At 60.1% G+C, this 26,101-nt stretch carries 22 protein-coding genes and 1 riboswitch; of the genes, 8 read left to right on the forward strand and 14 right to left on the reverse strand.

The features are described from left to right. Window positions 1-22: 22 nt before the first annotated feature. The 8 genes from QP093_RS08540 to QP093_RS08575 form a co-directional block, all read right to left on the reverse strand. On the reverse strand, window positions 23-2,317 hold the full coding sequence (locus QP093_RS08540; protein ID WP_285016099.1) for a glycoside hydrolase family 3 N-terminal domain-containing protein: 2,295 nt from the start codon (window positions 2,315-2,317) through the stop codon (window positions 23-25). Between the two features lie 249 nt (window positions 2,318-2,566). Further along, entirely contained in the window at window positions 2,567-3,535 is a 969-nt protein-coding gene (locus QP093_RS08545; RefSeq protein ID WP_285016100.1) for a S41 family peptidase, read from the reverse strand. A 136-nt stretch (window positions 3,536-3,671) separates the two neighbouring features. Continuing rightward, window positions 3,672-5,468, reverse strand: a complete 1,797-nt coding sequence (locus tag QP093_RS08550) for a bifunctional phosphoribosylaminoimidazolecarboxamide formyltransferase/inosine monophosphate cyclohydrolase (protein ID WP_285016101.1) — start codon at window positions 5,466-5,468, stop codon at window positions 3,672-3,674. 29 nt (window positions 5,469-5,497) lie between these two features. Further along, window positions 5,498-5,584: riboswitch (ZMP/ZTP riboswitch) on the reverse strand. Between the two features lie 29 nt (window positions 5,585-5,613). Continuing rightward, on the reverse strand, window positions 5,614-7,389 hold the full coding sequence (locus QP093_RS08555; RefSeq protein WP_285016102.1) for a cell division protein PerM: 1,776 nt from the start codon (window positions 7,387-7,389) through the stop codon (window positions 5,614-5,616). Between the two features lie 93 nt (window positions 7,390-7,482). After that, window positions 7,483-8,403 (reverse strand): succinate--CoA ligase subunit alpha, encoded by a 921-nt coding sequence (gene sucD, locus QP093_RS08560; protein WP_058236204.1) that lies wholly within the window; start codon window positions 8,401-8,403, stop codon window positions 7,483-7,485. A gap of 26 nt (window positions 8,404-8,429) precedes the next feature. Then, window positions 8,430-9,641, reverse strand: coding sequence for an ADP-forming succinate--CoA ligase subunit beta (gene sucC, locus QP093_RS08565; RefSeq protein ID WP_285016103.1), 1,212 nt, complete (start codon window positions 9,639-9,641; stop codon window positions 8,430-8,432). A gap of 121 nt (window positions 9,642-9,762) precedes the next feature. After that, window positions 9,763-12,282: an ATP-dependent helicase gene (locus QP093_RS08570; protein WP_285016104.1), complete on the reverse strand. Its 2,520-nt coding sequence runs from the start codon at window positions 12,280-12,282 to the stop codon at window positions 9,763-9,765. 72 nt (window positions 12,283-12,354) lie between these two features. After that, window positions 12,355-14,625 (reverse strand): bifunctional metallophosphatase/5'-nucleotidase, encoded by a 2,271-nt coding sequence (locus QP093_RS08575; protein ID WP_285016105.1) that lies wholly within the window; start codon window positions 14,623-14,625, stop codon window positions 12,355-12,357. A 148-nt stretch (window positions 14,626-14,773) separates the two neighbouring features. Here QP093_RS08575 and QP093_RS08580 point away from each other — a divergent pair, with 148 nt between their 5' ends. Genes QP093_RS08580 through QP093_RS08600 form a run of 5 tightly spaced genes read left to right on the forward strand, consistent with a single transcriptional unit; the run spans window position 14,774 to window position 17,980 of the window. Further along, window positions 14,774-15,055 carry a hypothetical protein gene (locus QP093_RS08580; protein ID WP_058236207.1) on the forward strand — a complete coding sequence of 94 codons (282 nt, stop codon included), beginning with the start codon at window positions 14,774-14,776 and terminating at the stop codon, window positions 15,053-15,055. 15 nt (window positions 15,056-15,070) lie between these two features. Continuing rightward, the gene (locus QP093_RS08585) at window positions 15,071-16,198 is read left to right on the forward strand and encodes a tape measure protein (protein ID WP_285016106.1); all 1,128 of its coding nucleotides are present in this window, start codon (window positions 15,071-15,073) and stop codon (window positions 16,196-16,198) included. A gap of 42 nt (window positions 16,199-16,240) precedes the next feature. Beyond that, window positions 16,241-16,651 carry a hypothetical protein gene (locus QP093_RS08590; RefSeq protein ID WP_285016107.1) on the forward strand — a complete coding sequence of 137 codons (411 nt, stop codon included), beginning with the start codon at window positions 16,241-16,243 and terminating at the stop codon, window positions 16,649-16,651. Then, complete coding sequence (locus QP093_RS08595; RefSeq protein WP_092648237.1) at window positions 16,648-17,187, forward strand: hypothetical protein; 540 nt, start codon at window positions 16,648-16,650, stop codon at window positions 17,185-17,187. The genes QP093_RS08590 and QP093_RS08595 overlap by 4 nt, the downstream gene beginning before the upstream one ends. 4 nt (window positions 17,188-17,191) lie before the next feature. Further along, window positions 17,192-17,980: a hypothetical protein gene (locus tag QP093_RS08600; protein ID WP_285016108.1), complete on the forward strand. Its 789-nt coding sequence runs from the start codon at window positions 17,192-17,194 to the stop codon at window positions 17,978-17,980. A 7-nt stretch (window positions 17,981-17,987) separates the two neighbouring features. Here QP093_RS08600 and QP093_RS08605 read toward each other — a convergent pair whose 3' ends face one another. Next, window positions 17,988-18,638: a LuxR C-terminal-related transcriptional regulator gene (locus QP093_RS08605; protein WP_058236212.1), complete on the reverse strand. Its 651-nt coding sequence runs from the start codon at window positions 18,636-18,638 to the stop codon at window positions 17,988-17,990. A 13-nt stretch (window positions 18,639-18,651) separates the two neighbouring features. Then, on the reverse strand, window positions 18,652-19,947 hold the full coding sequence (locus tag QP093_RS08610; protein ID WP_285016110.1) for an ATP-binding protein: 1,296 nt from the start codon (window positions 19,945-19,947) through the stop codon (window positions 18,652-18,654). A 113-nt stretch (window positions 19,948-20,060) separates the two neighbouring features. Between QP093_RS08610 and QP093_RS08615 the strand changes: the two genes are divergently transcribed. Both QP093_RS08615 and QP093_RS08620 read left to right on the forward strand, forming a co-directional pair. Next, a complete protein-coding gene (locus QP093_RS08615) occupies window positions 20,061-21,440 on the forward strand; it encodes a PspC domain-containing protein (protein WP_285016111.1) in 1,380 nt (459 codons plus the stop codon). 10 nt (window positions 21,441-21,450) lie between these two features. Further along, window positions 21,451-21,753, forward strand: a complete 303-nt coding sequence (locus QP093_RS08620) for a hypothetical protein (RefSeq protein ID WP_285016112.1) — start codon at window positions 21,451-21,453, stop codon at window positions 21,751-21,753. A 13-nt stretch (window positions 21,754-21,766) separates the two neighbouring features. Here the strand turns inward: QP093_RS08620 and metG are convergent, their stop codons facing one another. Both metG and QP093_RS08630 read right to left on the reverse strand, forming a co-directional pair. Next, window positions 21,767-23,572 carry a methionine--tRNA ligase gene (gene metG, locus QP093_RS08625; protein ID WP_285016113.1) on the reverse strand — a complete coding sequence of 602 codons (1,806 nt, stop codon included), beginning with the start codon at window positions 23,570-23,572 and terminating at the stop codon, window positions 21,767-21,769. A 57-nt stretch (window positions 23,573-23,629) separates the two neighbouring features. Continuing rightward, on the reverse strand, window positions 23,630-24,052 hold the full coding sequence (locus QP093_RS08630) for an aldo/keto reductase (RefSeq protein WP_285016114.1): 423 nt from the start codon (window positions 24,050-24,052) through the stop codon (window positions 23,630-23,632). A 118-nt stretch (window positions 24,053-24,170) separates the two neighbouring features. Between QP093_RS08630 and QP093_RS08635 the strand changes: the two genes are divergently transcribed. Then, a complete protein-coding gene (locus QP093_RS08635; protein WP_092648231.1) occupies window positions 24,171-24,749 on the forward strand; it encodes an isochorismatase family protein in 579 nt (192 codons plus the stop codon). 20 nt (window positions 24,750-24,769) lie between these two features. Here the strand turns inward: QP093_RS08635 and rsmI are convergent, their stop codons facing one another. After that, the gene (gene rsmI, locus QP093_RS08640) at window positions 24,770-25,615 is read right to left on the reverse strand and encodes a 16S rRNA (cytidine(1402)-2'-O)-methyltransferase (protein WP_285016115.1); all 846 of its coding nucleotides are present in this window, start codon (window positions 25,613-25,615) and stop codon (window positions 24,770-24,772) included. A gap of 43 nt (window positions 25,616-25,658) precedes the next feature. Next, on the reverse strand, window positions 25,659-25,871 hold the full coding sequence (locus QP093_RS08645) for an Rv0909 family putative TA system antitoxin (RefSeq protein ID WP_157886304.1): 213 nt from the start codon (window positions 25,869-25,871) through the stop codon (window positions 25,659-25,661). Between the last annotated feature and the right edge of the window lie 230 nt (window positions 25,872-26,101).

Here is a 26,101-nt window from a genome sequence, read left to right on the forward strand (position 1 = left end):
ACGGACGGCCCATGCGCCACAATCACTGCGTCACCGTCAGCGAACCTGCCAAAGGCGCATTGGAATCACCACCCACATACAGTTCGATGCGCGTGGCGTCCTGGATCCAGTCCTTCGTGACCGCGCTCCAGTACCGCAGTTGATCGGGGCCGAGGGGGAACGTCACCGTCACGGTCTCACCGGCCGGGATGCTCACACGTGAGAATCCCTTAAGCTCACGCAAAGGCCTCGAGGACGTGCCGTAGCACTGGTGGATGTACAGCTGGGTAACCTCGTCGGCATCCACATCCCCGGTATTCGTGACGTCAACGCTGAGCGTGGCTGTCTCACCGACGCGGATCTGGTCACGATCCAAACGCGGATTCGAATACTCAAATGACGCGTAGCTCAAGCCGTATCCGAACGGGTAGAGCGGCGTGCTCGGCTCGTTGAAGTAACGCTCACCTGCGCCTTCGGGCTGGAACGTGCGGTAGTGGTTGTAGACCATCGGCACCTGCCCCACGTTGCGTGGCCATGTGATCGGCAGACGACCGGCAGGCGAGACATCACCAAACAGCGCGGCTGCCACGGCTGCACCTGCACGCGTCCCCGGATACCAGACCTGCATGATCGCACCGACGCCCTCATGACTATCAACACAAGTCAGGTCCAGCGGGCGGGCCGACATACACAGGACAACGAGGGGGGTTCCCGTCTCTGCCAGACGCTGGAGCTGCTCCAGTTGGCGCCCCTGGAGTTCCAAGGTGGACACGGAGGCCTTCTCACCGATCTGGTTCTGATGCTGGCCGATCACCACGACCGCAACATCACTGCGTGCAGCAAGTTCCACGGCGGCGTTAATGTGCGCATCATCATCCCAGTCCTCGGGGGTGCGATCCACGACCGCGTCATTATCGTCGAACATCGAGGGATAGAGGCGCTCCCCTACTCCCGCGCCAGGTTCAAACTCAACGTTCACATCCTGACCGGCGCGCTGGCGAATACCGTCCAGGATCGTCACTGTTTCATCGGTGTCGTACTTGAAGCACCATGGGCCCAGTGGGTCTCGCCGTGCGTTGGCCAGCTCACCGATCACTGCGATGGAAGACGTCTTGTCTGCCTTGAGCGGCAGCGTGGAGTGTTCGTTCTTCAGCAGCACGAATGTGCGTTCAGCAGCGTGCTGTGCTGCGTCGCGATGCTCAGGTGTGGACAGGGTTGCGGCAGCGTCTCCCTCGTCAACATATGGATGTTCAAACAGGCCGAGGTCGAACTTGGCGCGCAGTACGCGACGGACAGCTTCATCCAGCACCTCCATCGAGACACGTCCGTCCTCTACCGCTTCGGGCAGGTGCTCGTATGCGGCCTCGAACATCGCCATTTCCATATCAAGACCGGCGTTGACGGCTCGCGCGCCCGCATCGGGCAGGTCCTTGGCGAAGTGCTGGACGGTGAGCGAGTGGACAGCGTTCGCGTCAGACACAACGAACCCCTTGAAGCCGAATTCGTGGCGAAGCGTGTCGGTCAGCAACCACTTGTTGCCCGAGGCAGGCACGCCGTTCAGATCCATGTACGCGCTCATGATGTTGCGTGCGCCAGCGGCAACAGCGTCACGGAAAGGAGGCAGATACACATTGTGAAGTTCCGAATCGGACAGGTCGACGTCTTCGTAGTCGCGGCCGCCGCGAGCCGCACCGTAGCCGGCAAAGTGCTTGGGACCGGCAAGGATGGCGTCACCTGGCACAGCGTCGTCCGCACCCGCACCGCCCTGGAAGCCTGCCACCTGTCCGGCAGCCATCGCACTGCCCAGGTAGGGATCTTCACCTGCGCCTTCAATGATGCGTCCCCATCGCGGGTCTCGTGCAATGTCGACCATCGGTGCAAATGCCCAGTGGATGCCGACTGAACGCGCCTCGCGTGCTGCGATGCGCTGGGCGGCCGAGGCGCTGTCAGGATCCCAGCTTGCTGCCATTGCCAGTGGCACCGGGAAGATGGTACGCAAACCGTGGATGACGTCGTAGCCGAAGATCAATGGGATTCCGAAGCGATGGTGCTCAATCGCCAGTTTCTGCAGCCGGTTCGTCTCAGAGGCTTCGTTGACGAACAGGAGTGATCCTACCCGCCCCGCTTTAATCGCTTTTTCCACCATCGCGCGTTGGGCTGTGTTCGCATCTTCTCCGTCAGCGGGCGCGCCGTCCTGCTGGTTCAACGCCATAGCGAGGTAGAAGTACTGGGTCAGTTGTCCGGCTTTTTCTTCAACCGTCAGGCGTCCCAGCAGGTCGTCGACGCGTTCAGTGGTCGATAAAGCAGCATCTTGGAATGGGTAAGCAGCGTCAGTCATCATTGTCCTTTCACGGCAGTTAACACCCTAATATTACAGTCGGTAAATTAGAACATCAAGGCCGTTCTCTTCTTGTTATCGCATTGTCGAGCGCAGTTCATTTTTCTGCGTCATGCTACGTCGTATGAACGACCCCCAACCGTGCCTGATGCGCCTCTTGTTCCGCGAACCTCCCGCCATTGCCGGACCTGAACGCATGGTCATCGACGTGAATACAGGCGAGTTCGCGGCAGGGCAACGCTGAGCGATCTACTGACAACCCTGGTCGCGCGCCCATTGCGTTGCCGCGTTCACCGCTTGAGCAGGTTCCACCGTCACATTCGGTGCGATCGGATCTTCCGCGTGAGTCGTTCCCATGCGGTCTTTCGTCACGCCGACTGTGACCACAAGCTGCTTTCCTCCATACAGCGGGAACGGTGTATTGACCGTGGCATATCCTGCGGTCGGCTGGCCAAACACGCGCGTATTCGGTACGCCTTTAAAAGCGAGCAAAGCCTGCTCACCGGAGCTGCCAGTGTGTTCACCGGTGACAATCGCGACCGGCACCTCTGACTTTTCCGTGATGTCAACGGTCGTGGGCCTTCCGCCGCCGCTGACCTTCCCGCTCTCCAATATGACGGCGCTTTCGCCTCCGCCCGTAACAAAGTAGGACACGGGACCGTCAGGAATCAGTGGCGAGATACCGGCAATCATCGGCCCCATGTCGCCACCACCGTTTTCACTGAGGTCAATCACCGCCGCGCACACATTCGCTCCGGACACAGCTTGCGCAATAGTTTGCGCGTATTCGCTGCCCTGGTCGGGTGTGCCCATAAACGCGGGCATGTGAACAGTCACGACACCGTCGTTTTCTTCCACGCTCGGCGCCTCGTACTCGTCGACGGCTTCTTGCGCTTCGTCCGGCATCATCAAGAACGAGTGCTTCGTTCCCGCAATTTTGACGGCATCGGACAGGACAGCGTCGACCTCGTCAATGCTGGTGGCTTCGCTGATTGCCTGTTCGACTCGTGGGCGCTCATCCTGCCAGGCTTCGGACGATGCGTTGATTCCCTGGTCAAGATGGCCGAGGGCGACTTCACCGTAGCGCTGTGGACTGGGCTCAGTCAGCCAAATACCGAAGTTGGGTCCCCACCTGACGACAGCGACTCCAAGCAGCGCAGCGGCGACAACAATCAGTGCCACCAGGGCGATGACGATTCGTTTGGCAACCGTGGACATGGACTAAGCTCCTCACGTTGACGTGTCGGTCTGCGTTCCATTATGAGGAAGCGGACTCATGCGTGCGAAGACAGCCCCATCTACATTGCGGGGTAGAGCTGACTCTACCCCGCATATGCAGATCGTTGAGCGCCTGTCAGTGCGCGAAGTGACGGGTTCCCGTCATGTACATCGTGATGCCAGCGGCCTGTGCTGCTTCGATCGACTCGTTGTCGCGGATCGATCCACCGGGCTGAACGACAGCTTTCACGCCGGCATCGATCAGCACCTGGAGGCCGTCAGCAAACGGGAAGAATGCGTCCGAGGCTGCAACGGCACCTTCGGAACGGCGCTCCGGCTCGTCAGCGACCACATCGGCTGTGCGTGCACCGCCCGCCGAATCCACCTTGTCAGCAGCGGCGTCACCTGTTGTACGGCCACCCAGCGTGTTCGCGCGTTCGACCGCCAGACGGCAGGAGTCCACGCGGTTGACCTGCCCCATGCCAACCCCGACGCTTGCTCCGTCGTGAACTAGCAGGATTGAGTTCGACCGCACGGCTCGCACGGTGCGCCATGCGAACTCCAGGTCCCGCAGTGTTGCCTCGTCGGCCGGCTTGCCTGCCGCCAAAGTCCAGTTCGCCGGGTCGTCACCGTCAGCGTCAATGTCGTCGCGTTCCTGCACCAGCAGTCCCCCGGAAATCTGCTTGAACTCCAGGGCTCCGCGTACCGGTGGCACTACCTGCAGGATTCGCAGGTTCTTCTTCGTTTCCAGTACTTCCAGTGCGCCTTCGGCGTAGGAGGGCGCCAGGACGACCTCGGTAAAGATCGGTTTGATCTGCCTTGCCAGTTCGACGCTGACCTCACGGTTGACTGCGATCACTCCACCGAATGCTGACACAGGATCGCATGCATGCGCCTTGCGGTGTGCTTCCGCCACATCTGCGCCAATGGCGATCCCACACGGGTTCGCGTGCTTGATGATAGCCACGCACGGCTCGTCATGGTCAAATGCTGCACGCAGTGCTGCGTCACCATCGGTGTAGTTGTTGTAGCTCATCGCTTTGCCATGCAGTTGGCGCGCGTTCGCGATGCCAGGCAGCAGGTCCTGGGTCGTGTCGTCGCCGTCCTGTTCATCGCCTGGTTCGTCAAACTCAACGTCAACTTCGCCCTCGCCCATCAGCTCGACGATGTCGCCGTATACGGCGGCATCCTGATGCGGGTTTTCGCCGTAACGCAAGGTGTGGAGGCGTTCGAAAGCGGATACGAGAACCGGTGGCCACTGTGCGTCATCAACGTCATCGGCTTCAGCCGACTCGTCAACATCAAGGTCAGCATCCAGTTCGTCTTCGAACCAGTCAGCGATGGCGGCGTCGTAATCTGCTGTGTGACGGAATGCGGCCGCTGCCAGTTCGCGACGCTCCTCCAGAGTGAATCCCTCAGAACGTGCAGCGTCGATCACCGCGTCGTATTGCTCCGGGTTGGTAGCAATGGCAACAGAGGGGTGATTCTTCGCGGCAGCGCGCACCATCGACGGGCCGCCGATGTCAATCTGCTCAACACATTCGTCGAATCCTGCGCCCGAGTCAACCGTGTCCTCAAACGGATACAGATTGCATACCACCAGGTCGAATGCTGCGATCCCCAGGTCTTCGAGCTGCTGGCGGTGATCGGCTTTGCGCTGATCAGCGAGAATGCCGGCATGGATCTTCGGATGCAGCGTCTTGACGCGGCCTTCCAGCACCTCGGGGAAACCGGTCACGTCTTCCACGGGCGTCACAGGAATCTTCGCGTCACGGATTTTTTGTGCAGTTGAACCGGTGGACACGATTTCGACGCCAGCATCCGCGAGTGCGCGAGCCAGGTCAACCAGGCCGGTCTTGTCGTAAACGGAGATCAGTGCTCTGCGGATCGGGCGGACATCAACGGGTTCGAGGTTATCCAAACGGACTGACAATTCTTCCTCCAAAGGGGTTCAAGGTCGGTCCTCAGCGCCCAGGCGGGCGGCGCCGTGCGAGGCTGCTTCAGCCGCTTCCCGGTGGTCCTCCACCCTCGCCAGTTGCGGCCTCTTTTAGTGTACGAGGGCGGCGCTGGATATGCGACTAGCTGTGATCTTTCAGATCTTCGTCACTGTTGTCAGTATTGTCTGACACGGCGATGGGTTCCGTGGGCGCAGCGCTGGCTTTGAGTGCTTCCATGCGGGCATCCGGAGCACGCGGAGGAGCGGGCAGTTCTTCTGTCGCCTCTTCTTCCAGCGCCGTTTCCTCTTCCTCCGGCGTCTCTTCGCCGGCTTCATTCAGGTCAGGAGCTGGAAGGGGCGTCTCCCTCGTCGATGACTGGGCGCGATTCTCCTTCCATGCGGCAATACGCGCCTTCGTCCACGCCGTCAAAGCTGCGGCCGCTCGGCGCACCCACGCGATCGTGGTCGGATGTGCTGCCAGGGACACCGCGAGCGCGACCATGCACACTTCCAGTACGACGAACAGCACGCTCCACCACACGCGCGGGCCAACGACACTCAGACGGGTCGACCCCAACGACATGCGCGACGAGGCAAGCCACGCTGCGATGACGAGCGCAGTGATCACGGTGGCCACTCCCATCGCAGCCGCCTGTTTCCACAGGTGCGTTATACGATGCCGCCACGCCGCCCATGCGCCCAGCAGGATTCCCACTCCCACCAACGCCCAGGCCACCCAGTGGCCCGGAGCTGTCTGTGGGACGGCCGCAAGAATCGGGATCGCCGGAATCGGCGCAACAGGTGCGTTCGCCGCTGAATGGAGGGTGTCGGCACCCACGTAGAAACCAGGCCCCGCGATCCACGCCAGTGCGCATGCCATGATCGACGGAGCAAACAAGGCCTGAACAATGTTGATGATGACCGTGTCCTTGGTCGAAGCAAAGAGCAGTTCGTGGATACCGGAGATACGCTGAAGAGAAACAAGGATTGACACGGCGCTCATGATCAGGCTGAACAGCACTGTCAGTGCCACGGCAATGCGACCAAGGCGCAGCCCTGACCACAGCCATGTCAACGATTCGCGCCGTTCAGATGAAATCGTGGGCCATGTCCACGTGTGTCGAGCAGCAACTACCGCCCAGGTCGCTGCCAGAAGCGGAATGACGAGCGCACCGGGCAGTGCGCGCCACACGTTGATGTGAGCCGAGGACGCTCCAGCCGTAATGAGCGCCGTGACTGCAAACGTGGGGACAGCCATCCACTGCGCGGCGGCAGGAAAATCCCGTCCCGGCAGCAGAAGAACACGCAAAATGATGATCAGCAGCGCTCCGAGCAGTGTCGGAATGGCGAGGATGTCGCTCTGCCCCACCGTGATCGGCGCTCCCAGCGTCGCAGCCCAGAGGTCACCACCGACTGCCCGAGCATCGTCCCAGCTGGTCGACGCCAGCCAGGGGTTCTGCGAGACGAACCAGTACCCCACCAGCGTCACGACCATCATGAACGCCCATCCGATCAGGGCCGCCTCAATGCCGGCCAGGCCGGAGCGTGCCCACCCGTCAGGCAGTGCGATGCGGATCGTGCGTCGCCGCACGGCGGTGCGAGTGGTGTGAGGTTCCTCGTCGTGCACCTGAGGTGCCGGGGCCACTCGAATTGGCGAGGGCGCCTTGGCATCTGTCTCGTCGGCTCCGTCAAGGTCGAGGCGTTCAGTTTCTTTTTCCGAATTATCCAATTCGGGTTCATCATCACTGTCTGCCTCATCGTGAGCCGGCCCAAAAATCAGCGACTCACCTGCTTCACGGTCTTCCTCCTCAAGCCACGCGCCAACCACCTCGGTTGGGATCTCATCAGCGGGCAGGTCCGCTTCTGCGCGCTGCCTGTCAGGGCGCTGCGATGGGGAAGAGTCAGGTGAGTGCGTCATCGTTCTTCATCGTCTCGCATCCGCGCCCACACATGGAGGTGCACCGCCGACCATGAGAAAGTTCATTCACGATCAGCGGTGCACGACCGGATGTTATTTCTGCAGAATCTCGCGAGCGATGATGGCAGTTTGGGAAGGTGTACGGCCCACCCGCACGCCGACGGCCTCGAGTGCTTCAGCCTTCGCCGCGGCCGTGCCGGAAGATCCAGACACGATCGCGCCGGCATGCCCCATCGTCTTGCCTTCCGGAGCCGTGAAACCGGCAACGTAGGCCACCACCGGTTTGGTCATGTGTTCGGAAATCCACTGAGCTGCGCGCTCTTCCGCGTCGCCACCGATTTCACCGATCATGACGACCAATTCGGTGTCGGGGTCATTTTCAAAGGCTTCGAGCGCGTCAATGTGCGTGGTGCCAATAACCGGATCACCACCGATTCCCAGGCAGGTGGTAAAGCCGATGTCACGCAGTTCGAACATCATCTGGTAAGTCAGTGTGCCTGACTTCGATACCAGTCCCAGCCGTCCTGGGCCGGTGATGTCTGCCGGGGTGATGCCGACGTTCGACTGTCCGGGGCTGATAATGCCCGGGCAGTTCGGTCCGATCACGCGCACGCCCGCTTCACGTGCGCGGGCCACGAACTCCGTGGAGTCAGCGACCGGGATGCCTTCGGTGATGACCACGACCGTCTCCACGCGGGCATCGACAGCTTCGAGTACAGCGTCTTTCGCAAATGCCGGCGGCACGAAAATGGCGGATACTGTGGCACCCGTTTCCTTCACCGCTTCTGCAACCGTTCCAAACACAGGGATGTCGACAGGGCCGTCGGTGACCTGGTCAGCCATCGGCCCGTATCCCTGGACATCGAATGTCACGGACTGTCCGGCTTTGCGCGGGTTGACGCCGCCGACAATGGCGGTGCCCGAGTTGAGCATGCGCTGGGTGTGCTTGCGTCCCTCTGATCCGGTCATGCCCTGGACGATGACGCGTGAGTGTGAGTCAAGAAAAATCGACATGAGAAGTCTCCTTGTGCTTCCAGGTTTCAGGCCAGCGGGGCGGCCGGATCGGATGTGTCTTCAGGGTCGGGCTCGACGCCGGCAGCCAGCTGCGCCACCATGCGGGCTGCTCCGTCCATGGTGTGTGCCATGTGGACCAACGGGTGACTGGCTTGCTGGAGGATTTCGCGTCCCTCATCAACGCGGTTTCCGTCAAGGCGCACCACCAACGGCTTCGTAGCGTTGTCACCGAGGATCGACAGTGCTTCAACGATACCTTGCGCCACCTGGTCGCATGCAGTGATCCCACCGAACACGTTGACGAACACGGCGCGCACCTGTTCGTCTCCGAGGATGACATCCAGGCCCTTGGCCATCACGTCAGCGGACGCTCCGCCACCGATGTCCAGGAAGTTCGCGGGCTTGACACCGTATTCCTCGCCTGCGAGCGCAACAACGTCGAGGGTGGACATCACCAAGCCGGCACCGTTACCGATGATGCCGACTTCGCCCTGCAGTCGCACATAATTCAAGCCTGCAGCTTTCGCCATTGCTTCGCGAGGGTCTTCAGCTGCAGTATCGATGAACTGTTCATGCTCGGCATGACGGAAGCGCGCGTTGTCATCGAGCGAGACTTTGCCGTCCAGCGCGATGACGTCGCCTTCTGGTGTCAGGACGAGCGGGTTGACTTCCACCAGCGTGGCATCTTCGCCGTGATAGGTGTCCCAGAGCTTGACCAGGACGGGCACGATCTTTTCGAGCGTGTCGCCCTCGAATCCTGCTTGAGTCAGGATGTCGCGCGCAACGTCCTCGTCAATGCCGCGCTGCGCATCCAGGGGAACGCGGGCCAGTGCTTCGGGGCGCTCCTTGGCGAGGGTTTCAATGTCCATGCCGCCTTCACGTGAACACATCGCCAGGTGCTGACGGTTCGCACGATCGAGCAAGATGGAGAAGTAATATTCCTCGGCAATATCGCATCCTGCGGTGATCATCACTGTGTTAACTGTGTGTCCCTTAATGTCCATGCCGAGAATCTTGCTGGCATGTTCGCGGGCCTCGTCGCCGCTGCGAGCCAGTTTGACGCCACCGGCTTTCCCGCGGCCGCCCGTTTTCACCTGCGCTTTCACGACGAGAAGGTCAGCGTTCAACGTGTTCGCAGCGTCAACTGCCTGGTCAGCCTCGGTGATGACGATACCCGGCAGGATTGGCACGTCATGCGATTTGAACAGTTCCTTCGCCTGGTACTCGTATAGGTCCACGCCTGTCTCCTTTTCAGTATTCGCACGATCTTCTTCGACGCCACAAATTACCTTGACATCGAGACATCGCCTTCAGACTACCGTGAAGGAGGCCTTCAGTCCTACCCTTTGGACAAAATTCCTATGAAATCTTCGTCAGCGGAGCCATTCGGATCAGCAGATTCTTCGTCCGGCCGGCAAAGTCAATACGCGCCACGGCCCGCGCCCCACTGTTTTCCACGCTCAGCACGGTGCCACGTCCGAACGTCGCATGCTCGACCACGTCACCGGTCTTCAGTACCAGCGACGTCGTGTCCGAGGGAGGCTCCGCCTGTTGAGCCGGTGGAACTCCCATTCGGACAGCGCGCCGACCCGCAAGGCGAAAAGCAGCGCTCCTCAGATTTGAATGCCCTGACCCGAATGCCGGTGCCGCATCAGCGTCACCGTACCGATCGGTGCGTTGTCGGTGCACCTGACGCAGGCGTTCTGTCGATGTCATGGAGGAGCGCTCATCGATCAGCTCGGGCGGAATGTCATCCAGGAAGCGTGAGGGCGGAAATTCCTGCGGTGTGCCCCAGGCGGAACGCTGCCCCGCCCTCGTCAGGTACAGGCGTGAGCGGGCTCGCGTGATCGCCACATACGCGAGGCGGCGTTCCTCTTCAAGTTCAGCTTCTTCGCCCAGGGAGCGCTGGTGCGGGAAGATGCCATCCTCCATACCGGTGACGAAAACAACGGGAAATTCCAGACCCTTAGCGGTGTGAACGGTCATCAGCGTCAGAAAGCCGCCACGCTCCTCATCGGACGGCACTTGGTCGGCGTCAGCCACCAGTGAGACGCGTTCGAGGTAGTCGAGCAGCGTTCCTTCCGGTTCACTTTGACGGAACGTCGTGGCAGCAGTGTGCAGTTCAGCCAGGTTCTCCACGCGCGATGCATCCTGAGGGTCATCTGAGCGCTTGAGTTCGGCAAGGTAGCCGGAATGGTCAAGGATCTCGTCGAGAATATCGGCTGGCGGCGCGCCGGCCCTGTCCAGTGCGCGTGCGGCTTCAAGCAACCCCCAGAAACCTGCGACAGATGCAGATGCCCGCGGGGTAAGCCCCTGAACGGACGGGACAGGGTCGCCGGCAGATTCCGCTGCTGATTTTTCTTCTGTTTCAGGGATCTCGATCCCTTCCCCTTCACCAGCGGGACTGCCTGCGTGGACCCAGACGTGTCGAATCGCTTCACCCAGCGACACGTTATACAGGTCTGCGTGCGCCAGCAATGCACCCTCGGCGCGCGCACCGATGCCGCGGCGCGGAGTGTTGAGGATCCGCCGCAGCGACACCGTGTCGTCGGGGTTGACCACGGCCTGCAGATAGGCGATCGCATCCTTGATTTCCTTGCGTTCGTAGAAGCGCGTGCCACCCACCAGCCGGTAGGCGATTCCCTGTTGGACCAGGAGTTCTTCCAAGGCACGTGATTGCGCGTTCGTGCGATAAAACACCGCGATGTCACCCTCGTCAATTCCCTGGTCGTGCAGGCGACGGATTTCTTTGATGAGGAAACGCGCTTCGCCATATTCGCTGTCCAGTGCGGCCACCACGATCGGCGCCCCGTCACCGTGAGCGGTCCACAAGTTCTTCGGGCGGCGGCCCTGATTGCGAGCAATGACGGCGTTGGCTGCGGACAAAATGTTCTGCGTGGATCGGTAGTTCTGTTCCAGCAAGATCGTGCGGGCACCGGGAAAATCGCGTTCGAATTCTTCGATGTTGCGGATCGTGGCGCCGCGAAACGCGTAGATCGACTGGTCCGAATCACCCACAACTGTCAGCTCCGCGCTGTCGACACCGTCATCGCCACTGCCGGTGAGCAGTCGAACCAGCACATATTGCGCGTGGTTCGTGTCCTGGTATTCGTCGACCAGGATGTGACGGAAACGTCGGTGGTAGTGCTCAGCGACGGCGGGTTTGTCGCGCAGCAGGGTTACTGTGCGCGAAATCAGATCATCAAAATCGAGGGCATTAGCCTGGCGCAGTCGTTTGTCGTATTCGACATACGCTTCCGCCACAACCTGCGAGATCGGATCGTTGGGCGCATTCGCCTCGAACTGGGCGGGAGCGACCAGCTCATTCTTCAGGTCAGAGATTCGTGCGGCCACCATTTTCGGCGTGAAGCGTTTGACATCGACGTTGGCGGCTTTGAGCACCATCTGTATCAGGCGCTGCGAATCTTGCGCATCGTAAATCGTGAACGTTGATGTCAAGTCTGCCGCAGCGTGTTCCTTGCGCAGGATCCGCACACACGCCGAGTGGAATGTGGACACCCACATGGATCTTGCCGCAGGCCCAATCAGGTTCGCCACGCGTTCACGCATCTCAGCTGCCGCTTTGTTCGTGAAGGTGATCGCCAGGATTTCACTGGGGCGTGCGCGCCCCGTTTCCAGCAGGCAGGCGATGCGATGGGTCAGCACACGCGTCTTACCTGACCCGGCACCAGCCAGAATCAAAAGGGGACTGCCCTCGTGGGTGACGGCGTCGCGTTGCTGATCGTTCAGCCCGCCCAGCAGCGCATCGACATCTGTGTCATTGACGAGGGCGGCGTCAGGCTCCGTTGCGGTCTGGGTGAAGCCCAGGTCCGGAAGGGCGATACGTGGCCGTCTGGTTGAAAAATAACGCTGATTCATCGACTCCACTGTAGGGCATCGCACGGGCATTTCCGTACCCGCGCGATGCCCAGGGCGGATGTGACAGCGATCTTAGGCGCGGTGGCGACGCATCGTCAGCGCAGCTCCCACGCCGGCAAGGACCAGGGCAGCAATCGCAACTGAATCGGTGGCACCTGTCCGCGCGATCTTACCGGTCTGAGGGGCACCTGCTGGCGCCTTTCCCTCCTCGACGGGACGCTGGGCGGCCGGGCAGGAGACGCGCACAACCAGGCCATTGGTCGCTGTGACAACATCACCGGCATCGGTCGACACGGTCAGTGGCAGCTCGACTACCTGTCCGGGGGTCGCCGAGCAGTCAGCCTGAGCAGTCAGTTCAACCTGAGCCTGACCTGCACCATCAGTGGTGATGATGCTGGCCTCCGTATTGGCCTGAGGTTCGACCAGTGAGTTATTCACCTTGGCGGTTGCCTTCTGGCTTCCTGCACTCACGGTGACCGTGTCGGTGATTCCCGGGCCTTCACTGAAGGACAGTCCACGCAGGTCGATCGAGATAACCGAGTTGTTCGGCACCGCCTCACCTGACAGTGACAGGCCGACTGATCCTTTAAGTGCTCGAGGGGCCAGTTCCCCCTCGTGAGCCTTGAGGTACTCATTGAAGTAATCCCTGTCGAGTCCCTGTGAAATGACCGGTTCACCGCCGTTGGTCAGGGCGTCGAAGCTGTCACCGCCACTAAGCAGGAACGTCACCGACCCCACCGTGTAGGAGGCGGACTCGTCGATCGGAGCTCCGTTGACGAGGACGGATGTGATGCGCTCACCGTACGGTTTGGCGGGATCATAGGTGTAGGAGACATTGGAGGAAAGGCCAAGCTTGAGCATCGGGCGGGAGTTTTGCGAATTGAGGTTGGTCTTCCACTGTTGTTCAAGTGCCTGCTTAATGTCAGAGCCTTTGAGGGTCACGTATCCAATCTGGTTCGAAAATGGCATGACCGCGAATGTGGAGGCGTAGGTGATTTCGCCCTTGTCATTGGCCTGAAGATCGGCTCGCAGGCCACCGGCGTTGATCATTCCGATGTCCACGGGTTTGCCGTCAGGGGTGGTCACGGCGTGACGCATTGCGTCTGCAGCCAGACCTCCCAGTGTTGATTCGATGCCACGGTTGGATCCGGGGCCGGCCGACTCTCCCTCGGCCTTGTCGAAGACTCCGCGTGAGAACTTCGCGTTGGGAGCGATTGTGGCAACAACGCTCTGGCCTTTTTCTTTCGCCATCTTCTCAGCGTTGGTGACGACGTCCTTGATGTCAGGATCCTCGCCGCACTGCGCGATTTCGCTGGCGGGGATCAGGTCCGCGCTGGATTCAACAACTGTGTTCTTCGCAGTGTCGTACTGGATGTGCAGCACGCCGAGATTGTCGGTGTACGAGCCGGAAGCCACCGCTGAGAGCTTGTTACCTTCGGCTCCATCCACCATGTCGAAGTCGTATGGCACGTGCGTGTCACCACCCATGAGGCCGTCGACATTCTTCCCCATCTTCGGGAAGTTGTTCTTCACGTCGTCGTCAAGCATGGCGATCACAACGTCCGCCTGTCCGCTCGACTTGAGGGAACCTGCAAGGTCGTTAACAGCCGCAATGGGGTCGTCAAATGTCAGGCCCTCAGTGGTTTTGGGTGAGAGCTTGTAGGGAACGTCCTGCGCTATCGCACCAATGAAAGCGACCTTGACACCGGAGGGCGTGCTCACAATCTTCGTGTCACCCAGGTAGGGTACTTCTTCGCCCTGATCATTACGGTAGGTGCCCATCCCTTTGACATTGGCTGCCAGGTAGGGGAACTGAGCCTGGACGAACTGGTCGGCAGCTGAACCGTCAACCCGCTGCTTGAAGACCTCCTGGCCCATGTCGAGTTCGTGGTTGCCGATCGTCGAGGCATCCGGGCGCAAAAGGTTGAGAGCTTCAATTGTGGGATTATCGTTCAACGAGCCGCTGACGTAGGGGCTTGCTCCGATGTTGTCGCCCAGCAGCGTAAACGTCGAGTTTGTGTTGGCTGCACGGGCCTGGTCAAGGTAACAGCCAACAGCGGCAAGACCGGCTTCGGTCACATTCCCGTCCTTCGATACCTGGGAGATATGACCGTGAACGTCTGTAAGCTTGTACAGATCAAGAGTCACAATATTGTTCTGCCTGGCGGCTCGCTCTGACGTGCGCGGCGCCGGTGCTGGTGCTGGTGAGTCAGAAGAAGCCGACATGGGCTCAGCATCTGACTGCGCCGTGTCGGCCTGTGCGGCTACTCCGAAGCCTAAAGTTACAAACGTGCCGGCTGCAATTCCTGCAGCCACGCGACGACGATACGTGGTATTCACCATTGCTCCTTTACGCGGTCACTAGGTGCGTGCACATCGTAACAAGATGACCTACATCACTCCAAGGGGGCAATTGAAGTTGACATTCTCTGAAGTCCGTAGTTTAAGTCACACCATTGAAAGATCGAATACCCCGCTGTAGCCTCTAAGTATGAATCTGGTAGTAGATACCGCTGAGGCGCATAAGGCTGCCAGCGAGGCACATTCAACCGCCGCAAGTATCCGCAGCATCACGCTCAACGCACCACAGGGAACGGGGCGTTCGGACGCTGCCTGTTCATCCTTCACAACAGCGTTGCAGGAAAGCATCGCCGCAGCAGGCAAGCAGGTCGAGACATTCGCGTCGGGCATGGACACGGCGATCAAGACGTTTGTCCACGTTGATACCACACACCAAGGCCGATTTTCCTCAACCTACACGCAGCAGCCCTAAGGGAATGAGACTGAGATGGCAATTGACACCAGCGTCGAAGCTGATCCGTCGCAGATAGATTCATCTGTCGCATCGCTGAACGCAGCAAAAGACTCACTGGATGACTACGTCGATAACCTTTCGGACGTTCGTCGCTCCACCAGTGATGCTCTGGAGGGCGAAACACATGACGCGTCTGTCAACAAGATCAGCACAGCGATAGATTCTCTGCTCGAGTGCGCAAATTCTTTGGGCAGATTCACAACAGCACTGACAACGTTTTCTGGCACTATCAGAGGAATTCGCAACGATTTTGCTCAAGCACGAAGCACAGCATCCGGCAATGGTCTGATCGTCACGGGCGACGTGATCAACGAACCAACTCCGCCCGTTGGCGACCCCAGTCCTGCTGAAATTGCTGAGTACAACAGGAAGGTCACGGCGTACAACGCCGCGGGTGAAACTGCTTACCAACTGCGTCAAAGTGAGCAGGAAGCGCACGAGACAATGGATAGTGCGTGCGAAGACCAACTCAATTTCCTCGAAGAGCTCATTAAGAGCCTTTTCCCACCAGGTCTTGGGTTGGCTCTGGTACCTTGGGCTTTCTCGCGCGCCAAGAACCTTGGTAAAGCCGCACAGTGGCTGCCGATGGACTCAAGATTCCGTTTCGCGCCACGCGGGGCAGGTGGCAAGTTCGTCTCCCCCAAGAGCATGGGCACGTTCGAGCGGCTTTCATCCATGACCAAAGCGAAGAACTGGGTGGCAAAATCGGGTCAGGCAGGAAGTACCGCTGCGAAGATTTCGAAGGGCGCCTCCAAGATTCTTTCGCATCCTGCCACCAAGTGGGTCGGCAGGGGCATGAATGTCCTCAGTGCCGGACTGAAGGGGTACGAGCAATATCAAGCCGATGCCCATAATCCTCAGATGGGTGAAGGCGAGCGTATCGCGCGTGCCGGTACGCGCGCCGCTGTCAGTGGTGTCAGCAGCTGGGCTGGAGCTACGGCTGGCGCGAAGATCGGCGGTATGATCGGAACGTTTGGTGGACCCGTTGGAATTCTCGCGGGCAGCCTCATCGGCGGTGCAATCGGAGGACTTGCGGCATCGAAGTTTGGGGATGCGGTGGGAGACAGTGCACTGTCACTGGTCTCCAAACTATTCCACTGAACTCATGAGTGACGACGGGCTATTTGAAAGGAGGATCCTGGCTTGATTGCCTTGGGATGTATTTTTGGGATCCTGATGGCTGTGATGTGGGCTTTAGCTATGTTCACTGACACATGGCCAGGGCGTTTTTTCCGCAAGCAGGCGCAGTGGCTTGGTTCTAAGAACTCAATAGCCCTTGGCGAGCCTTCGATCGCTCTTTTCTTCTTCGCTGGTTCTTTAGTTCTGGCACTCACAGGCAATCTGCAGGACAGTCAACTTTCCAAACCGCTATCCGCACTCATGCTGGCATTGATTTTTATTCCCATGATTGGCGTCATTCTCAGTTTCTTTAACTTTGATCTTCCCAAACAGATGTATCCCGAATGGCACGAAAAACAGCGCGCTCTGAAAGCCTCGCGCGTGGATCACAGCACTGAGTCCGGTACCGATGCTCAAAGGAGCGATGCACAATGAGTGGCATGACATCTGACAGCTCTCCAACAGTTCACGGGCATGTCGTCAGCGCCCTCCTTCCAGAGGGGTGGACGCAAGTGAAACCCGACAACCCGGCGGGTTCACAGTCTCAGGGAAATGACTCGGCAATCGACTGCATCGCTGCGCAGACGCAGAACAGCGGCGGTGGCGTATACGCACCGAACCTGGTCATCACCGTCGCGTCGGTTCCCAACGACCTGGGCGACCTGGAGTGGCGAGACACCACCACGCACGCATTGCTCAACGAAATCCCAGGGTTCGTCCTGCTGGACCTGTCTGAAGTCGCCACGCAAAAATGGAAGGGTTTCGCGCGCCTGGGGTGCTACATCCTCGATGACGAATCCATCACGATACGTCAGTTCACGTGGCTCGATCCAGACCAGCCGCGCGGTTACACGGCAACACTGTCGTGCGCGACCCGCGACTACGGCGCACACTACGAACTTTTCGAAAACGTTGGTGCAAGCCTTGAGGCGATGCCGGCCGCGCCAACCGACCACTCACGCGAAGGATAGTTTCATGGCAACTGTGCAGGCTACCGCTGGAGGACCCGTCCTCGTCATATCGGAAGACGAATGGAACGAACTGACATCCTTCATCATCAATGGCGAGCCACTGTCAGATGCTGTTCATCATTCACTGGTGGACGCTCATATCCTTGACGAATCGGGCGACCCGACCCCCACAGCTCTGGAGGCACTCAACGCAGCGTACTCGGTGCGCTCACGATTCCAGGCTCTCGACGTTCGCCCCCATTCAGCCCAGGTCGTTGAAGCGTGGATCAGCTCCAGATCAACAACGATCGCCAAGCACAGCAACGACGGCGTTCACCTCTATGCTCTGCCCCCAGAAGAGGTTCCATCCGTTGTCGGACAGTTCCTCGACCTTATGCCTCGCCCGTCTGTTCACGAGGGGCCGATCCTGATGAGTGTGGAGCTGCTAGAAGGGCTGTACTCGGCAGACAGCACTCGGTGCGACCAGGTGCTGAAAGGTGCTGCTCAGGCTGGAGGGGATGACAGCGCGCTGGCTCGCGAAATCCAGTCTGGCCAGTGGACTCTGAACTTGCTGACAACTGACACACTTGCCGCAATGAACGACGGTGGGGAGGATCTCAGCACCGCAGGAGTGCGCCAATGGGAAACGACAGACATGATCATCACGCTGGGTGTCCCCTCGTGTCTGTATGCCATTGTCGTCGTGCCTGAGGAGGCACAGGCCGAGCTTGGCCTGTCGGAACCCGCACTTTTCGTGGACCCCACCACTGCCCCACCCGTGTGGTCAACCATCACGCAGTGGCTTTTCGCGTAGCCACTAGTCAGATCAAGTGACGCTGAGCCGCCCACCGGGTCAGTTCATTGCGGTTCGACAACTGCAGTTTGCGCAACACCGCTGACACGTGTGTTTCCACGGTTTTCACTGAGATAAACAGCTCGGCTGCAACTTCCTTGTACGTGTAGCCACGCGCAATCAAGCGCATGACTTCCTGCTCGCGCGCTGAAAGCAGATCCAGTTCGTCCTCGTGGGCCGCCACCTCACGCGTGCCGAACGCGTCAAGCACGAAACCTGCCAGGCGGGGCGAAAATGCCGCGTCCCCGCTCGCAACGCGTTTAATGGCTTCCAGCAGGTCGCCAGGTGAAATCGACTTTGTGACATATCCGCGAGCGCCTGCTCTGATCACGCTCACCACATCCTCGGGCGAATCTGACACCGACAGTGCCAGGAAGCGCACCTGCGGGATATCTGCGCAACGCGCCACGACTTCCGCGCCACCACCACCCTGCCCGCCCGGCAAGTGGACATCCAGCAGTGCCACGTCAGGCTGCAGATCACGGCAGGCCGCAACAGCGCCGTCCACATCAGCGGCCTGGCCCACCACGGTCAGGTCAGCGCCCGATTCTTCCAGTTCGGAGCGCACACCTGCTCTCACCAGAGGATGGTCATCGATGACGACGATGCGAATACTCACCAGTTCTTCCCTCTCAGTTTTCAGTGGTCTCCGAGGGCGCAGCGTCGCCCTCGTCGATGGGGACATTCATGTGGATCTCGGTACCAGATGACAGGCGACGGATCGTCACCGTGCCGCCGACCCGGTCGATTCTGCCGATGATGGAGTGTCGGATGCCGTGGCGATCGTCAGGGATTGTGTCCAGGTCGAAGCCCTCGCCCTGATCTTTCACGTAGACATCAAGGCTGATTGAGCCGACTTCCGCGTAGATGGTGACCGGTGGGCGACCATGACGCACAGCGTTCGTGGCGGCCTCCGTGGTGGCGGCAACCAGGGCGAGGGCCTGAACGGTGGGCACGCAATCTCCCACGCTTACTACCTCGATCGGGACGCCGTAGCGGGATTCGACGTTCTCAACGGACTCGCGAAGAGCTGCGGCAAAGGAGTCGGACACTTCGTGGTGACCCGTGTACAGCCAGGATCGCAGTTCGCGTTCCTGACGCAGCGCCAATGCTGAGACGCGGGTCGGATCCTGGGCGTGAGCGCGTATCAGTGTCAGCGTCTGCAGGACTGAATCGTGCAGGTGAGCGGCAATATCTGCGCGTTCGGCGTCGCGCACCTGCTGTTCACGTGTCGCTGACAGGTTCGTTGAGGCCCGCAGCCACAGCGGAGCAACCGCGAAGATCAGTCCACCGATCAGCACCACGCCGACGAACAGGGAGCGAGTCACCAGGAAACGTGACGTGCTGCCGAAGAACAGGGCGAAAATGCCGAGCAGGAAGAATGCGACGCCGGCGGCGATCAGTACGATGTTCAGCGCGCTGAGTTTCTTGCGGCGCGAGGCGCTCTGGCTCCACACCAGTGCCAGTCCGACGATGGAGGCGAGTATGGCGGGGATGTCAACGGCCTGGGCGACGTTGAGTACCACGAGGATCGCCAGAACAGTGGCGAGGCCGATCGCGATCAGTCCGGCGGCAAGCAGCTGGGCGGATACGCCTTTGGATCGGGCTGAAAAGGTCGATCGCGTCAAAGGGGTGGCGAGCGCGCCATCTGATCGGCTTGTGCGCCTGCCGCGGTCCACCTGCATGGTGACGGCGAACCAGACGTACAGGAGAATGCCGATTCCCACCGTGCACAACAACAGGCAGATCGCGCGGACGGTCCATACATGTAATCCGATATGGACGCTAATGCCGGAGCAGACGCCGGCCAGGATCGGACGCGGCATGGCCTGTGAGGAATGTGTGGCGCGGATCAGCGGTGGACGTGAGGAGTCATGGCGGGCAGGCGGAATCCACCCGTTGTCGCGCTCACGATTGGCTGCTGTCACTGTTCTATCTTGGCATCAAAACCGCTCCGGACCGTGATTCTCAGCTTCTTTTCAGGGGGGAATCAGGGCTCTCCCCGATGGATGTGAACGACTCAGTCTGCCACAGTAGTTTCATGAGTTATTCAGCAGGCGCACCCTTCACCGATCCCGGGTCCTCATCGTTTTTCGATTCCATCCGTCGGTCAGGCTGGTTTCGCGGTGAGGATCGCCTGGTCGGAGGCGTATGTGCCGGCATGTCTGCGCGCACTGGCTGGAATCTGGCATTCGTGCGAGCAATGGCGATTGTTCTGGGATTGCTGTGTTCCGTTTTCATCTTGCCTGCCTATGGACTGGCGTGGGCTTTCCTGCCTGAGTACCGCGACGGCCGTATTCACTGTGAACAGCTGATCCGATTCGGCACATTCGATGTGGGGTTTGCGGGCGCACTGGTGACAACTCTGGTCGGACTGGCTTCCAGTGCTGCAGTGCCGTGGATCTACCCACTCGTCATTCTTGGCGCGATCATCCTGACCATTATGGCGATTGCCGGTGCGGTGCAGTACACGCGTAACCATCAGAAAGGCGCGCTACCACATGTGCCACCATCCAGCTATGTCCCCGCCAGCGCTCCTCGGCCTGTGAGTGCGCCAACACCATCTCCTGCCACCGGCACGCCGAACAATCCGTGGACGGTGCCACCTGCGCAGCGGCCGGCCTCGCCCTCTGTGCCGATGCCGGCGAACCTGGCCATTACCGGCCTCATTGTCCTTGCTCTTGCAGCAGCGTGCGCGTTGGTCGTTCAGGAAGGTCTGGGCGGCGTGGATGCGGTACGCGTGTTCGTGGTTCTGACAGCGAGCGTTCTCGTGGGGCTCGGCATAGTCCTTGCGTTCACGGCTTTTCGAGGGCGTCGCGCGCCATGGCTGATCTGCCTGTCCGTTCTTGTGGCAGTATGCTCTCCACTTGTACTGGCTGTGGGCTACACCGAATACGAGCAGGAGCAATACCTGCAGACCCTGGAGAGCGAAGAACCGGGCATGGCAGAGGCAGACACAGCCGTGACATACGACTGGACTGCGACGCAATTATCCGACACTGGTTCAATCACTCTGGATCTTTCGCAGGCGCCGGCAGATGTGCTCAAGACGATACGTCTGGACGATATTGGTGGCGATGTGACGATCGTGATGCGTCAAAATCAGCCGGTGGGGTTTCATCTGTATAGCTCGGTCGGTCTGATCCGCTCGGACTACTGGCTGGATGCACAAGGAGGCCGGGTGTCCAGCCCATGGATTCCGGAAGTGCAGTTCGTGTCAGAGGAACTGGCATTCCGCAATGATTTTTGGTCTCCTCAGCACGGGATCAACCTGGAAATCACCAATGTGTACGGCAGCGTCACCATCATCGAGTCTGCGCCTGCAGATATCTCCGGTGACACGATCCAGAGCGGCGACCTGTCTCAAAGCGGCGCACAGTCAGGAGACACTGCTCAATCATCTTCACGCAGCAATGGATAAGGATGCAGCAATGAGCGACGAATCAACACCAGAGAAGACCGACACTGAGGCGCTGCCCGACAGCGCGGACTGGCGCTCTGCCGAGCAAGGCGAAAATCCTGCGGCACCCGCGTTGCCGCCCCCGCCGCCACCGTCGGTCAACGTTGGGCAGCTCATCTGGGCGGCAATTATCATCATGACAGGAGTCCTCGTGTTCATCGTGGGAATTCATTCCACGGTCAACATGTCAATCCTGCTCATCGGATCACTGATCCTACTGGGCCTGGGACTGATCGTCGCGGCAGTAGTCACGGCACGTAAAGAGGGCCGCTAGCTACGCGGCACTGTCAGGCGTGAGCCCGCTCCAGCTCCTCGTCGACAATGGCGTCGTCAAGCTTACGGAAGACGGGCGCGGGTTTGGCGATCGGACGGCCGACCTCAATATCATGGCGCTTCCACTCAGGAACATGCGTGTAGTCGCCGGTCAGAATCGGGTAGCGTCGCGGTGAGCCATCCTCGTTCGTCACGTCCAGATCTTCAACCTCATCGATGCGCGGCATGGGGGCGATGGTGCCCTCGCCGCCCATCACGGTGTCCACGTCGTTGGCTGAATGCGGCAGGAACGGGCTGAGCATAATGTTCAGGTCGCTCACCACCTGCGCCAGTGTCCACAAGATTGTTGCCAGACGAGGGCGCTCCTCCTCGGCCTTCAACTTGAACGGTGCCTGATCAGTCACGTACTTGTTCGCCAGGCCGACCAGGTGCATTGCCTGGCCCAGCGCGGCTTTCTGATGATGCGTGCGGATGAGCGAGCCGACCTCATCAAAGCCGGCTTCAACTGCGTCCAGCAATGCGCGGTCATCGTCGGTGAGTTCTCCGGGCTGCGGGATTTCACCAAAGCGCTTGTGGATCATCGATGCGGTGCGGTTGACCAGGTTGCCCCACCCTGCCACCAGCTCCGAATTGGTTCGGCGCACGAACTCCGTCCACGTGAAGTCCGCGTCGGATGTTTCCGGGCCGGCCGCGCTGATGAAATAACGCAGCGCGTCAGGCTGGTAGCGGCTGAGCATGTCTCGCACGTAGATGACAATGCCGCGTGAGGAGGCAAACTTCTTGCCTTCCATGGTGAGGAACTCAGACGAGACCACTTCTGTGGGCAGGTTCAAATGTCCGAGGTCGCCCGGCTCGCCACCCTTCGCACCTTCACCGTTGTATCCGAGCAGTTCAGCCGGCCAGATCTGCGAGTGGAAGACAATGTTGTCCTTGCCCATGAAGTAGTAGGACAGCGCCTCCGGGTCGTTCCACCATTTGCGCCACGCGTCAGGATCGCCGCTTCGGCGCGCCCACTCGATCGATGCGGACAGGTAGCCGACGACCGCGTCAAACCAGACGTACAGGCGCTTGGAGGGCTGGTCTTCCCACCCTGGAACCGGGATTCCCCAGTCAATGTCGCGAGTCATGGCACGCGGCCGGATTTCCTTGAGGAAGTTCTGAGAGAACTTGATGACGTTCGGACGCCACGTGCCGGACTCTTCACGCTCATCCAGCCACTTCGACAACGCAGCGGCCAGGGAGGGCAAGTCGAGGAAGTAGTGGTCCGTGGAGACGAACTCGGGTGTCTCACCGTTAATGCGTGAATGCGGGTTGATCAGATCTGTCGGGTCAAGCTGGTTGCCGCAGTTGTCGCACTGGTCGCCGCGCGCTCCCTCGGCCCCACACAGTGGGCACGTGCCCTCGATGTAACGGTCCGGCAAGGTGCGTCCCGTCGAGGGAGAGATTGCGCCTCGCGTGGTTTCCACCAGCATGTAGCCGTTGTCTCGGACAACCTCAAACATGGCGCGCACAACGTTGTAGTGATTACCGGTGGTGGTGCGCGTAAACAGGTCGTAGGACAGGCCCAGTGCCTGCAGGTCTTCGACAATCAGGCGGTTATTGCGGTCGGCAAGTTCGCGGGCGGTGACGTGTTCCTGGTCAGCCGCCACCAGGATCGGTGTGCCGTGCTCGTCCGTTCCCGACACCATCAGGACGTCGTGCCCCGCCATTCGCATATAGCGGGAGAACACGTCAGAGGGAACACCGAAACCAGCAACATGACCAATGTGGCGCGGCCCGTTAGCGTAGGGCCACGCGACGGCAGACAGAATACGACTCATACCCTTAGCCTAGACTGATTTTCCGCCTGTGAGGAACGGGCCGGGGCCGGTCGTGACCTAAAGCCCATCCGACAGGCGCGTCAGTTCGTCAATCTCCTCCTGGCTCAACTCCACGGAGCTGGCCTGCATGATGCCTTCGAGCTGCCCGAGGTTACGTGCCGAGGCGAGCGGTGCAGCAATGGTGGGCTGCGCGATCAGCCAGGCGAGGGCGACAGCAGCCGGTGCCACATCCTTATCGCGGGCAATGCGCGTCACCGCGTCAACCACGTCGAACGCCTGAGCGGACACGTACGGAGCCACCATTCCGGCTCGGTCGCCTTCCAGCTTGTCGCCGCGGTGATACTTACCGGTCAGGAAACCGGAAGCCAGCGAGAAATAAGGGAAGACACCCAGGTTCCATTCGCGCGCAATGTCAAGGCGCTCTGATTCAAATTCGGCTCGGTGGACGACATTGAAGTGCGGCTGCAGGGCGATCGGCATGTGGTAGTCATATTCGCACGCACTTCATGCCTGTCGGTTCGCACTTTCGCTGCCGTACATCTACAGTTAAGACCAACCCACAAAGGTGCGCATATGCACCGAATCATGAGGAGGAACCGTGTCCCGCGCGCTCATCATCGTCGATGTCCAACCGACATTCTGCGAAGGCGGTGAACTCGGAGTCGAGGGCGGCAACGCGGTTGCGCAGCGTATCGCCGTTTTTGTGAGCAGCCACCCGGATACGTACGACCTCATTGCGACCACCCAGGACTGGCACATTGACCCAGGTGCGCATTTTTCCGACGAGCCGGATTTCGTCGACTCGTGGCCGCCTCACGGTGTTGCCGGCACACCGAATGCGGAAGTCCACCAGGCACTCAGTGATGTTCCCGTCGACATTGCCGTCAAGAAGGGCCAGTACGAGGCTGCTTATTCAGGGTTCGAGGGTGTCGCAGACGATGGCACCACCCTGGCCGACGCACTTCACCACGCGGGGATCACTGACGTGGATGTGGTGGGACTGGCTGAGTCTCATTGCGTGTGCGATACGGCAATCGATGCGGTTCGTGAGCAGTTCACGGTTCGCGTGTTTTCAGATTTGACGGCGCCGGTGAGCGAAGAGCTTGGTGTCAAGGCTCGTGAACGCATGAACGACGAGGGCGTGCAGCAGCTCGCATCCACTGCTGCGACGTTCTAGCCGCGCGGCCGCGAGGCCTCCTACCGAGCTTTCAGCGCTTCCCGGTACAGGTCATTGCGGCGCGCACCCGTTGCTTCCGCGACCTGAGCGGCAGCGTCTTTCAGGCGCATACCTTCGTCAACAAGGGCAAGGACGGCCTGCACATGGTCCCGTGCGTTCACGCTCTGAGAGGCGCCTTGAACGACAATGGTGATCTCACCGAGCACGTCGCCCTGCGTAGCGTCGACCAGTTCCGCCAGGGTTCCGCGCATGATTTCTTCGTGCACTTTGGTCAGCTCTCGGCACACGACCGCGCGCCTGGCGCCACCGAAGTGCTCAGACATCAACGACAGCGTGGCATGAACCCGGCGCGGTGATTCGAAGAAAATCAGAGTATGCGGGTCGCGTGCCAGTTCCTTGAGGGTGCGCTCAGCTTCTCCCTGTTTGCGTGGCAGGAATCCTTCAAAGGCGAAGCGGTCTGATGGCAGACCCGACACAGCGAGGGCCGTTACTGGAGCGGAAGGGCCTGGCAGGGCGGTGACGCGTACTCCCTCGTCAATAGCTCCGTGAACGATGCGATAGCCCGGATCGGAGACTGTCGGCATGCCGGCATCGGAGACGACGAGGATGCGTGCACCTGATTTTGCCTGGCTGATGAGTGCGCCCGCGCGCTCGCCCTCGTTGTGGTCGTGGAGGGCGAGGATGGATCCTGCAATGTGGACACCGAGGCGCGAGGCCAATGCACGGACTCGGCGCGTGTCTTCGGCGGCAACGACATCTGCCTGCTGGAGGGCTGCGCACAGCCGAGGCGACGCGTCGTTGACATCGCCGATCGGTGTTGCGGCCACAATAATGCACGAAGCTGGTAGGGACTGGTTCTCATTCACGAGACCATTGTGCCCTACCAGCTCGAATTACGACGTGAAGTTCTTACTTGGCTTCTGCCTGGGGATCCTCGGCGCCCGCTTCGTCCTTGTGGCCGATCTTGCTGGAGATCGCGTCGCGCGCTGAGTCGATCTTGTCGTCGTACTGGTGGTCGGTGGCGTTCTTGGCTGATTCCGACACGTTGTTCAGCACATCGTCTGCCTTGCCGGAGTTCTGCACCGCGTCGGTCGCCTTGTTCTTCAGATCGTCAAAGTTCATGTCTGTCTCCATTCGTTGTCGGTGGCTTTAATGCCGATCTCATAATAGCTATTCGCCGCGGCGTATGTGATGTGAAACATGAAATGCTGGTTGACTGGGTATCCGGTCGGTCGGCCCCGCTGGGTGTGCGGGCTTGCGTGTGCGCGTAAAAAGGGGGGGGTGGGGTACGTGCCTGTCTCCAGGCCTGTACCCCACCCCCAACTCACGGTTGATTGCGGCAGTGTCTTACT

Origin of the sequence: Pauljensenia sp. UMB10120 (genome assembly GCF_030212035.1) — a bacterium.
Lineage (GTDB): Bacteria > Actinomycetota > Actinomycetes > Actinomycetales > Actinomycetaceae > Pauljensenia > Pauljensenia radingae_A.